Consider the following 11,903-nt stretch of genomic DNA (forward strand, 5'->3'; position numbering starts at 1 on the left):
ATTAATACCTCGGCTTTCTTGAATTAATTTCATTTAAAAAACTTATATAGTGCTCATACCGCTTATTTGAAATCTCATCTTTTTCCACAGCTTGTTTCACAGCACATTTTGGTTCTTTATTATGCATACAGCCTCGAAATTTACAGTAAGGCTTTAGCTCATTTATTTCTGGAAAGCATTCATCTAATTCATTTGCTTCAATTTCATTGAAATCAAGTGTGCTAAACCCAGGTGTATCAGCTACTAGCCCATCACCCACTTCTACCAATTCAACATGTCTTGTTGTATGTTTACCTCTTCCAAGACTCTTTGAAATATCATCAGTCTTTAATTGCAGTAATGGATTAATTGCATTTAAGAATGATGATTTTCCAACGCCGGACTGACCGGCAATAACAGATACATTATTGGAAAAATAACTTTCCAGTTTGCTTAATTCATTTAGGTTTTCTTTGGAAGACAGTAGTTCCACTTCATAGCCTATTTGCTGATACTCCCTTACATAGTCATCAATAAACTGTCGTTGCGATTCAGAGATAATATCCTTCTTCGTAACAAAAATGATTGGCTTAATTCCCTTCGATTCAATTAAGACAAGAAACCGATCTAATAACAAAGGATTAAAGTCTGGCATAGTAGCAGAACTAACAATGATCGCTTGATCAATATTTGCAACTGGTGGCCGTATCAATTCGTTCTTCCTTGGCTTTACTTCCATTACATAGCCCTCGTCAGGATTATTCTTATCAAAAACTACAAAATCTCCAACTAGTGGGGTTATGTTTTTTTTGCGAAAAACACCTCTTCCTCTGCATTGGTGCACTTCACCGTCAGACTTCACATAATAGAATCCGCTTATCGCCTTTATAATTCTGCCTTCTGCCATTTACTCACCTTCTACATCTTCATATCGAATCGATTTGTCAATATATACATTTCCATCACGGACAACTTTATATTGTGCAATACTATCTGGGTTTATAGTTAATGTAATGTTATATTCCTTGTCTTCGGTTATCGTTTCATCTATTGCAACATCTGATATCTTACGGTTTGCATCACCAATATAGATTTTAACACTCTGCTTTACTGGTTCATCCTGATTCTCTGACTCTTGACTATCGGGATTATAAACAACAGTAAATGTTTCAGAATGGTTTTTAGGTGGTTTTTCCTCAGCACCTTTCGAAATATATAATTTGACTGTATCACCTTTCTCCATTTCGGTTCCAGTTGTGGGGTCCTGGCGGATAACTTCGCCCTCAGATACGGTCTCTGAATATTCTTCTTCTATATTTGCAGACAGACCCTGGTCTTCTAAAGCAGTTATTGCTTCTTGTTCCGTCATTCCTTCAAGGTTATCCAAATAAATTGGTCTCTGCCCTTTACTTACTTCAAATATTACCTTTGTCTCACTTGGCACAACTTCTGTACCTGGCGATGGCTCAATTTGACCAATAATAACCCCGGGTTTATTATCATCAAATATTTCAAATTGTCTAAAATCCGTATATCCCTTAGATTCAAGTAGGGATTTAACCTGATTATAGTCTTCACCTACATAATCACCAAATGCCACTTTCTCTTTACCTTGGCTAACAAATATTGTAACGAGTGATTCTTCTTTCACTGTACTTCCGGTCTGTGGATTTGTTTTAATAACAATATCCTCTTCAACATCCTCTGAATACATTAACTCACGCTCAGTTTCTAAATTAAGATCTCTAAGTTCAGTTAATGCTTCTTCATATTCCATATTTGTAACATCAGGAATAACGACATCTTTTGGCTGGAAAGCAGAAATTATGAAGTAAGCTGCTATTCCTATTCCAAATAAGGCAAATAAAATAATGAAAAAAATAAGCCATTTTTTCTTTCGCTTTCGATTGCCTGTTTTAGAATCAGATTGATTATCATTATTATTTGTGAAATTTTTGGTACTTTCGTTTGCTTGATGGACAAGTGTATTATCATGCACATTATCTTGAAGCTGATTATCCGTAATGATGGGAATTGCTTTTGTTTCTTCTCCTGCTTCACTAGGCGGTACATACTTTTCTTCATCAATTCTATCCGGATCGAGTGCAGTTTCTAGTCCATCTTCTAAATCATATACCGTATCATAACGATGAAATGGATCCTTAGCAGTTGCCTTAAGAACAATATTCTCAACGCTTTGCGGTACATCAGGGTTAAACCTTTTTACGGAAGGCGTATCGTTTTGCAAATGTTTTAACGCTATTGAAACTGGTGACTGCCCCGAAAATGGTAAACGTCCTGTCAACAGTTCAAATAATACAATTCCTAGTGAATAGACATCTGATTTTTTGGTTGCCATACCGCCACGTGCTTGCTCTGGTGACAGATAATGTACAGAACCAAGGATTGAATTCGTCTGTGTAAGTGAAGTTGCACTCAATGCCACAGCAATGCCAAAATCAGTCACTTTAACCCGTCCATAAGAATCTATTAGAATATTTTGCGGCTTAATATCCCGGTGTACAATATCGTTAGCATGTGCATGCGAAATTGCTGCTGTCACTTGTTTCATAATATCCAATGCTTCTTGTACATCTATTGGACCATAACTCTGTATGTATTCTTTAAGTGTCATCCCGTCCACATATTCCATAACCATATATAAAATATGATCTTCTTCACCTACATCATATATATTTACGACATTTGGATGTGAAAGGCTTGTCGCTGACTGGGCTTCTCGGTCAAAACGGGCAATAAATTCTTCATCATTTGCATAATCCAATCGTAATACTTTAACTGCAACATCACGATTTAAAATCGTATCATTCGCTAAATAAACATTGGCCATCCCACCACCGCCAATAGTTTCGCCAATCTGGTAACGATCATTTAACAGGTGACCTTTTAACACTACGACTCACCCTCTTTCTCTGTTGAATCATGGTGTACAATAACAAGGGAGATATTATCCTCCCCACCCCGTTCGTTTGCAAGCTTAATCATCTCGTTACCTGATGATTCCAGTCCTTTTTCCAGTTGAGTAAACTGGAATAGTTCTTTATCTGTTACCTTATTTGTTAAACCATCAGAACACAGCAAAAGTTTATCGCCATGTTCCCAGCCAATTGATTTTGTGTCAGCTATAATGTTTATATCAGTACCCAATGCCTTTAATAATACATTTTTTCGAGGATGTTGTTCTGCGTCATCTTTACTGATTTGCCCCGATCGAACAAGTTCATTAACTAATGAGTGGTCCTCCGTTAACTGCTTAAATCCAGTTTCATTTAATATGTAACCGCGACTATCACCAACATGTGAAATGGTTGCAAAATTTTCTGTACAAACAGCTATAACTACGGTTGTCCCCATCCCCTGGCATTCTTCATCAGTATTTGCCTGTTCAAAGATGGAATTGTTTATTTCCTGTATTGATTTTGATAACCATACTTCGGTTTCTTCAGGAGAATTTAATTGATTACATTCCTCCCATTTTTTCTGAATAACTGATGTTGCCATCTGACTAGCTACATCACCTGCTTGATGTCCTCCCATACCGTCAGCCACAATTACCAGCATTTGATCACTTTGATTATAAAAGACTCCCCCGGAATCCTCATTGTGGTTTCTGATTTGACCCTTATCTGTAAGAAATTTTCCTTTCATCCTATCACCCCATAAAGCAGTGCTACTTTTTAATAGCAAATTTTTATTAAACCTTTGTAAGTCTTGTTAGAAAAAAGCCATCTGTGTAAAATGTTTGTGGATATATCTGCAAGCCCATCTCTGTAATCCCTGGTGAACCTGTTATCATTGCTGGCAAATCTTCAAACAAGGACGTGTCTAAGATGAAATCGGAGTTTTTCTCTAAAAAGGCCTCTACTACATCTTCATTTTCTTTTTTATCTACTGTACAAGTACTGTAGATTAACAATCCACCCTTTTTTAACAATGGTGCTATATGTTCTAGTATATCACTTTGAATTTCTGATAATTGGTAGATATCCTTTTCCTGTTTATTATATTTTATATCTGGCTTTCCTCGGATAACACCTAGTCCTGAACATGGGGCGTCAACAAGAATCCTATCAAAACTTTCTTTTGCATGTTTTTCTTGTAATTTTCTTGCATCGCCTTGTTTAGCATCAATTATCGTTAAATCCAATACAGCAGCTTTGTCTTCAATTAGTTTTGTCTTCTTGGCATGCAAGTCATACGCATCAATTGACCCTTTGTTTTCCATTTTTTCTGCGATATGTGTAACTTTACCACCTGGCGCACTGCAAGCGTCCAACACGTCCATTCCTGGTTTAGGATGAAGCATTTCTGCAACGAGCATGGAGGTTTGATCTTGGATTGTTAGATATCCTTCAGAAAATAACGCCGTCTTTAAAATATTTCCCTTATCAATAATGATTCCCTGGCTTGAAAATTCTGACTCTCGTGTTTCGAATCCGAGTTTATCTAGCTCATCCAACGCCTTTTGTCGAGAAATTTTTAGAGGCTGAACACGTACAGTTAATGCTTTTCTCTTAAGATTAGCTTGGCACATATCGCGTGTAATATCATTACCATACATCGAAATCCAACGCTCTACAAGCCATTCTGGATGACTTGTTTCAATTGAAATACGTTTAGAAGTACTTTCTATTGTAGATGTATCAGGTACTCCTTTTCGTTGGACACTTCTAAGAACACCATTTACAAATGAAGCAATTCCTTTATGTCCTCTCGTTTTAGCAATTTCAACAGCTTCATGAATAACCGCATGATCTGGCACTTTATTTAAAAAAGTCATCTGATAGACAGACATCCTGAGTACCATTCGGACCCAGGGCTGAATTTTTTTCTTTTTATCAATAAAAGCAGCTAAATAATAATCTAACGTTAACTTACGCTGAATAGTACCATAGACAATTTCAGTTAAAAGAGACTCATCTTTTGGTTCAATTTTTCTTGACTTTATTTCATTATTAATTAACAAATGGCTATAGCCGCTATCCTGCTCAATTCGTAACAGCAAATCAACGATAGCTTTTCTTACTTGATAGTTACTCATTTAATCACCCATTTTTATGCCAGTTTTTATACGATCAGAAGATCCCTGAAGGTATTGCTTGACGGTCATACGTTTTTTACCTGCTGGTTGAATTTCAGTAATTCGAACTCCTTTTTGATTACCACATACTACTACAAAAGCTTCGTCGTCAATACCTGCAATTTCCCCTGGAGATCCTTTATATTCCGTATCATCCGGTTCTCCCCACCAGATTTTCATTACATTATTTTGATAAGTCGTAAATGCCACTGGCCAAGGATGCAGCCCTCTTATTTGGTTATAAACCGCATCATTACTCTTATTCCAATCTATTTGCTCCTGTTCACGCTTTATGTTTCTTGCAAATGTTGCTTCTTCATCATTCTGTTTAGTAGGTTGTATGCTATTATCGAATAATCGCGGCAATGTATCAATTAATAAGTTTGCCCCTGTTATGGATAATTTATCATGCATTGTCCCAACATTATCCACTGTTGTAATTGGCTCAGGTCGCTGTGTAAGTATATCACCTGCATCAAGCTTTTCAACCATGTACATAATTGTTACACCTGTCTCTTCTTTACCTTGCAAAATAGCATAATGGATTGGAGCACCACCTCTTAATTCCGGTAATAATGAAGCATGCACATTAATACAGCCAAACTCAGGTGCCTTCAGCAATTCATTCGGTAACAGTTGTCCAAATGCTGCAGTTACAATTAAATCAGGCTCATATGCAAGTATTTTTGTATATTCATCTTTTAATTTTACAGGTTGAAGTACAGGGATTCCATGTTTTTCGGCTTCCGACTTTACTGGAGTTGGTGTTATTATTTTTTTTCGACCTTTTGGACGGTCTGGTTGTGTCACAACTAATACGATTTCATATTCCGCTTGTACTAGTGATTGTAGAATTGGAACTGAAAAATCAGGTGTTCCCATAAAGACTATTTTTTTCATCAGCTAGTACTCCTTTCTACATCAATTGATACGGTTGCATGTCTACTGTAATCAAAAGATCATTTTTTCGAACCTCATCATCAAATTGACGAATAATTTTTCTTATTAATGTTCTTAAATTCGGTTCATTCTTGTATTTTATCATGCATTGATAGCGATATCTATCTTTCATACGTGCTATTGGAGATGGTGTTGGACCTAGGACAACTGTCTCCTCATTGCTGATATTGTTCAGAAGCAACTGAGCAATTCGCTGTGCTGTTTGAACGACTGTAACATGATTTTGATGTGAGACGGTAATTAATGTAAGAAAAACATATGGCGGATATTGAAATGTTTTTCGTGTACTCATTTCATTCTTATAAAATTGCATGAAATCGTAGTTACTTGCTAGTTCAATACTATAGTGCTCGGGTGTATATGTTTGGATAATTACTTCACCAGGCAAATCGTGTCTGCCTGCCCGACCGCTTACTTGTGTCAACAGTTGAAATGTTTTTTCAGAGGAACGAAAGTCTGGTAAATGCAACATTGAATCAGCCGTTAGAACACCAACTAACGTTACGTTTTCAAAATCAAGACCTTTCGCAATCATTTGTGTTCCTAATAATATATCCGCTTCTTTATCAGCAAATTGGTTTAGTATTTTTTCGTGAGATCCTTTTCTTCTGGTTGTATCGACGTCCATCCTAACGATTCTTGCTTCTGGGATCAACTGTGTCAATGACTCTTCAATCCGTTGTGTTCCAGTTCCAAAAAAGCGGATTAAGTCACTTTTGCATGATGGGCAATTTGTCGGCATTGACTCTTCATAAGAACAATAATGACACTTTAATTGGCTGCTGTTCTTATGGTATGTAAGTGCAATATCACAATGTGGGCATTCGTTTACATGACCACAGTCTCGACACATAACGAACGTAGAATACCCTCTTCTATTTAATAACAGTACAATTTGTTCCCCGCGTTGTATGCGCTGCTCTATATTCTCCTTTAGACTTCTTGAAAACATCGAACGATTTCCTTCGTGGAGCTCGTTTCTCATATCAACAATATTAACCTTAGGCATTTCTTTTTCATTCGTTCGTTTCGATAACGTAGCTAGCTTATATACACCCTTTTGCGCTCGTGCAAATGATTCCAGCGTTGGGGTTGCACTTCCCAATATAACTGGACAACGATGATTCTCACCACGGAAAATAGCTACATCTCGTGCATGATAGCGCGGCTGATCCTCCTGTTTATAGCTATTTTCATGCTCTTCATCAATAATTATGATACCCAGATTTTCAAACGGAGCAAAAATAGCTGATCTTGCACCAACAACAACTTGAACCTCTTTTCGATGAATACGACGCCATTCATCATATTTTTCTCCGTTTGATAGCGCACTATGTAAAACTGCTACGTTTGAACCAAATCTACCTTTGAATCGTTTGACCATCTGTGGTGTGAGTGATATTTCCGGTACAAGTACAATTGCCTCCTGTCCTTTTTCAATCACATCCTGGATTGCCTGCAGATAAATTTCAGTCTTGCCGCTTCCTGTTACACCATGAATCAGAAAAACATCATGCTTTTCATCTCTAATATGTTCTTGTATCGGTACAATTGTCTCTTGCTGCTGCTCTGTTAAGGTCAAGGCAGTTGTCTGTTCAAATGATTTATCGTCATATGGGTTTCGATAGATCTCTTTCCTGTTTGATTTTAGCAATTCTTTATCTAACAACGTCTTAACAGTAGAACTAGTTGTATTAAACTTTTTGGTTAATACACTTTGTTCTATTTCCTGTTGGTTATCGATAAAAAAGGCAAGCAGTTCTTTTTGTTTTCTGGCATTTTTGGATAAATCCTGAATTGCTTCTTCCAAAAGGTGAGGCTCACGATTAGGCGCAATCATCGTGACATGTTTTTTGGTTATTTTTGACTTAACAAGATAATTAACAACAACATCCCCATCCTGTACCGCCTTTTGAATTTGTGAATAGCTGACTGCTGAGCCTGTTAGTTCTTCATATGCCACAAAGTCCCGCCCTGCGAAAAAGGATTCCAGTTCATCCGATAAAGGACCATCTGTCACCCGCTCTAACTCTTTTTTATATTGTGCTTTCATAACCTGTGGAAGCATGGCCTGAAACGCAGTAATATATAAACTTAATGTCTGGTTTGCCAGCCATTTACCCAAGCCTATTAATTCATCTGTTAGAACTGGCGTTAAATCAAGGACATCACTAATATTCTTTAGTTTATCAAAAGATGATTCACCTGTTCGCCCGACAACAAACCCCATGATCTTCCTTGGTCCAAATGGGACAATAACGCGCATTCCTACCTTAAGAATATCCTGAAATTGCTCTGGAATCTTATAATCAAACGTTTGATTTATGGAACTGGCCGGAACATCTACTATCACCTTGGCTATATTCACTTCACTTCACCCTTTATATCACGGGCAATAAAAGCCATTAACTGATTAGCGACTTCATGCTTGGATGTTAAAGAAATCTCTTCTGGCTGCTCTAATTTATTTACATATGTGACGATATTTGTATCCCCGCCAAAGCCTGCTCCATCAACTGAAACATTATTTATGACAATAGCATCCAAGTATTTTTTATGTAATTTACTGATACCATTCTGAAGTGCATTTGATGTTTCAGCTGCAAATCCTACTAAAAATTGATCCTGCTTCACATCACCAAGGGATTGAAGGATATCTTTCGTCCTCTCCATTTCAATCTGCCAGTCATTAGGCTGCTTTTTCATTTTGTCATCATAAATTTGTTTCGGACGATAATCAGCTACTGCTGCCGCTTTAATCACAATATCATTTGCCTGAAAATGCTGATGCATTATCTCAAACATTTCTGCAGCTGTTGTTACGTCGATTCTATTAATATTTTTATTAGAGGTTTCAAGATTTACCACACCCGCGACAAGCGTTACTTCTGCCCCCATATTCGCAGCGGCTTCAGCAATGGCAAATCCCATTTTCCCAGATGATTTGTTGGTGAAGAAACGAACAGGATCAACCTTCTCCTGAGTAGGACCAGCTGAAACCAATACTTTTTTACCGGTAAATAATGTATCCCTTCCCTGGTGTTCTACGACAGCATCAATAATACTTTCCGGCTCTTCCAGTCGTCCCTTTCCAACGTATCCACACGCAAGATAACCTGCGCCAGGCTCTATAAAATGGTATCCCCATTTATCCAACAGCTTCATATTCTTAATTACTGCAGGGTGCGCGTACATATGAACATTCATAGCTGGAGCAATATAAACGCTGGCCTGAGTCGCAAGTAAAGTAGTTGAAAGCATATCATCAGAGACACCATTGGCCATTTTTCCGATAATATTAGCTGTTGCCGGAGCAATTATCGCAATATCCGCCCAATCAGCTATATCAATATGAGCTATTTTAGCAGGGTTTTTTTCATCAAATGTATCTGTATAAACAGGGTTCCTGGATAAAGCCTGAAAAGTTAAAGGTGATACAAACCTTGTTGCGCTTTCTGTCATCATCACCTTAACATTTGCACCTTGCTGTGTTAATTTACTTGTTAACGCACATGCTTTATATACGGCGATGCCACCTGACACTCCCAAAAGTATATTTTTATTATGTACCATACCTGCACCCCTTACCTGACTTAAAGTTACTATTCCTAGTTATAACATAATAATTAGCGATTATTAATTATGTACTCCCTATCAGTATTAGAAAATTTATACTTTCTCCTTTGCCAAACAAAACCCCCGCAATTGTCTGAATAGCGAGGGTCGTTGTGATTATTTACTATCTTCTTCTTTTACAAATAATTTTTCTGCGAGAATTTCTTCAAGTGCAACCCCAACAAGCTTATGCGATTTTGGGTTTTCGATTAACATATCTTTCGCATAACGCATTTCTCTTGCCCGTCTTGCTGATAAGGTTACAAGGGTATATTTTGATTTAATCTTTTCCTGCAGTTCATCAATAGATGGCTCTAACATCATTTCATTTCATCCTCCAATAGCTGTTTATATTGTTTTGCAATTCGATCCCGTTTACAGTGCTCACTTTGAATAATGGACTGTATTTTTGAAACTGCTGAATCAACATGATCGTTTACGACAACATAGTTATACGCATCCATCATTTCAATTTCTTTCCGTGCTTCACGTAATCGCTGCAAAACTAATTCCTTGGACTCTGTTCCACGGCTGACAATTCGATTCTTCAACTCTTCCAAACTAGGCGGGAAAAGAAAAATAAATACACCTTCCGGAAAATTCTCTTTTACCTGCATAGCACCTTGTACTTCAATTTCAAGAAAAACGTCGTGACCGTCTGCCAGTGTATCTTCAACATATTTTCTTGGAGTCCCATAATAATTATTAACAAATTGAGCATATTCTAACAGCTGTTTCTCTTCTATCAGCGTTTCAAACTCTTCTTTTGACTTATAAAAGTAATCAATGCCTTCAGTTTCGCCAGCCCGTTTTTCTCTTGTTGTCATGGAAATAGAATATTTTAAGTCATTTGCTTTCTCAAAAAGTTCTCGCCTAACCGTTCCTTTTCCTACACCTGATGGACCGGATAGGATAAACAATATACCCTTTTCATCAATCAAAATAGTTCCTCCTAGTCATTCATCTGAAATTTCTTCATGACTTAAAACACGTTGTCCAACAGTTTCGGGCTGAACAGCAGATAGAACAACATAATCACTATCTGTAATGATCACTGCTCTTGTACGTCGTCCATAAGTCGCATCTACAAGTTTATTGTTATCACGTGCCACTGTTATAATTCGTTTTATCGGTGCCGATTCCGGTGATACAATCGATATAATCCGATTGGCAGAAACGACATTACCAAACCCTATATTAATTAATCGTAAGCTCAAAATTGCTCCCCCTTAAGTATACTAGCCTTAGTAGCTTGTTAATTATGAAATTACTCCTCTTTCTATGATATAGCTCTTTCTCTCTTTATAATACGACTATTATAAGTAAAATGGAATGCAAAATTCAAATGTTTACTCTATATTTTGAATTTGTTCTTTAATTTTCTCTATTTCACTTTTCAATGAAACAATCCATACTCCGATTTTAGCATCGGTGGATTTCGATCCGACAGTATTTGCTTCCCTATGCATTTCCTGCATAATAAAATCCAGTTTACGTCCAACCGCATCATTTAGTTCTACTGTTTCAAAAAAGTGATCAATATGACTCTGAAGTCTAGTGATCTCCTCGGTTATGTCACCCTTTTCGGCGAGAAGCGCAATTTCCTGATGCATACGTGTCTGATCAATTACATCATTTTCACCAAGATAGTTGTAAATTCGAGACTGGATACGGTCACGATATTCCTCAATCACACTTTCACGACGAGTTTGCAGATGGGAAACCGTTTCTTGAATTTCAAGCATTCTATTACGTACATCCTTTAGCAGAAAGGCCCCCTCTTCTTTCCGCATCAACAGCAATTGTTCACACGCACGCTTCGTACTTGTTGTGATGAAATTTTTTAGTTCATCGGAATAATTCTCTGTCTCCTGAACAGAAAATAAATCAGGAATCTCCGGCATGATCGTAACTGGAATTTCCCCAGCAAGGTTATACCGTGCTTTAGCACTTTTAATTTGGTCTATGTATTTGTCCATCAATTCCCAATCTGTATAGAGTTCTTTTTGGACAAGTCCATCTCCCTGAACATTTATATATACTTCCATTCTGCCTCGTTGAAAGTACGATTGAAGTATTCTCTTGATTTTATCCTCCAGAAACAATAAAGAACGGGGAATTTTCGCAGTGAAATCCAAAAAGCGGTGATTCACACTCCGTATCTCTACGGTCACAGTCGTATTACCAAGGTGAAATACATCCTGACCGTACCCCGTCATGCTCATTACCATATTTATCACATCCATCA

General features: G+C 37.4%; 11 protein-coding genes. All 11 read right to left on the minus strand.

The window, feature by feature from the left end:
• Position 1 precedes the first annotated feature (1 nt).
• Entirely contained in the window at positions 2–886 is an 885-nt protein-coding gene (rsgA, locus tag BMY13_RS12800) for a ribosome small subunit-dependent GTPase A (RefSeq protein ID WP_092505056.1), read from the minus strand.
• On the minus strand, positions 887–2,893 hold the full coding sequence (gene pknB / locus BMY13_RS12805) for a Stk1 family PASTA domain-containing Ser/Thr kinase (RefSeq protein WP_092492997.1): 2,007 nt from the start codon (positions 2,891–2,893) through the stop codon (positions 887–889).
• Positions 2,893–3,648: a Stp1/IreP family PP2C-type Ser/Thr phosphatase gene (locus tag BMY13_RS12810; protein ID WP_092492998.1), complete on the minus strand. Its 756-nt coding sequence runs from the start codon at positions 3,646–3,648 to the stop codon at positions 2,893–2,895. The genes pknB and BMY13_RS12810 overlap by 1 nt, the downstream gene beginning before the upstream one ends.
• 46 nt (positions 3,649–3,694) lie before the next feature.
• Positions 3,695–5,041, minus strand: a complete 1,347-nt coding sequence (gene rsmB, locus BMY13_RS12815; protein WP_092505058.1) for a 16S rRNA (cytosine(967)-C(5))-methyltransferase RsmB — start codon at positions 5,039–5,041, stop codon at positions 3,695–3,697.
• A complete protein-coding gene (fmt, locus tag BMY13_RS12820; RefSeq protein WP_092505060.1) occupies positions 5,042–5,980 on the minus strand; it encodes a methionyl-tRNA formyltransferase in 939 nt (312 codons plus the stop codon).
• A gap of 16 nt (positions 5,981–5,996) precedes the next feature.
• Positions 5,997–8,408 carry a primosomal protein N' gene (gene priA, locus BMY13_RS12825; RefSeq protein WP_092505062.1) on the minus strand — a complete coding sequence of 804 codons (2,412 nt, stop codon included), beginning with the start codon at positions 8,406–8,408 and terminating at the stop codon, positions 5,997–5,999.
• A complete protein-coding gene (coaBC, locus tag BMY13_RS12830; RefSeq protein ID WP_092505064.1) occupies positions 8,405–9,613 on the minus strand; it encodes a bifunctional phosphopantothenoylcysteine decarboxylase/phosphopantothenate--cysteine ligase CoaBC in 1,209 nt (402 codons plus the stop codon). The genes priA and coaBC overlap by 4 nt, the downstream gene beginning before the upstream one ends.
• Positions 9,614–9,772: 159 nt before the next feature.
• Positions 9,773–9,979, minus strand: a complete 207-nt coding sequence (gene rpoZ, locus BMY13_RS12835) for a DNA-directed RNA polymerase subunit omega (protein WP_281243709.1) — start codon at positions 9,977–9,979, stop codon at positions 9,773–9,775.
• On the minus strand, positions 9,976–10,596 hold the full coding sequence (gene gmk / locus BMY13_RS12840; protein WP_092493003.1) for a guanylate kinase: 621 nt from the start codon (positions 10,594–10,596) through the stop codon (positions 9,976–9,978). The genes rpoZ and gmk overlap by 4 nt, the downstream gene beginning before the upstream one ends.
• A 15-nt stretch (positions 10,597–10,611) precedes the next feature.
• The gene (gene remA, locus BMY13_RS12845; RefSeq protein WP_092493004.1) at positions 10,612–10,872 is read right to left on the minus strand and encodes an extracellular matrix/biofilm regulator RemA; all 261 of its coding nucleotides are present in this window, start codon (positions 10,870–10,872) and stop codon (positions 10,612–10,614) included.
• A 132-nt stretch (positions 10,873–11,004) separates the two neighbouring features.
• A complete protein-coding gene (locus BMY13_RS12850) occupies positions 11,005–11,886 on the minus strand; it encodes a YicC/YloC family endoribonuclease (protein WP_092493005.1) in 882 nt (293 codons plus the stop codon).
• Positions 11,887–11,903 lie beyond the last annotated feature (17 nt).

Source organism: Virgibacillus subterraneus (genome assembly GCF_900110695.1).
GTDB lineage: Bacteria > Bacillota > Bacilli > Bacillales > Amphibacillaceae > Lentibacillus > Lentibacillus subterraneus.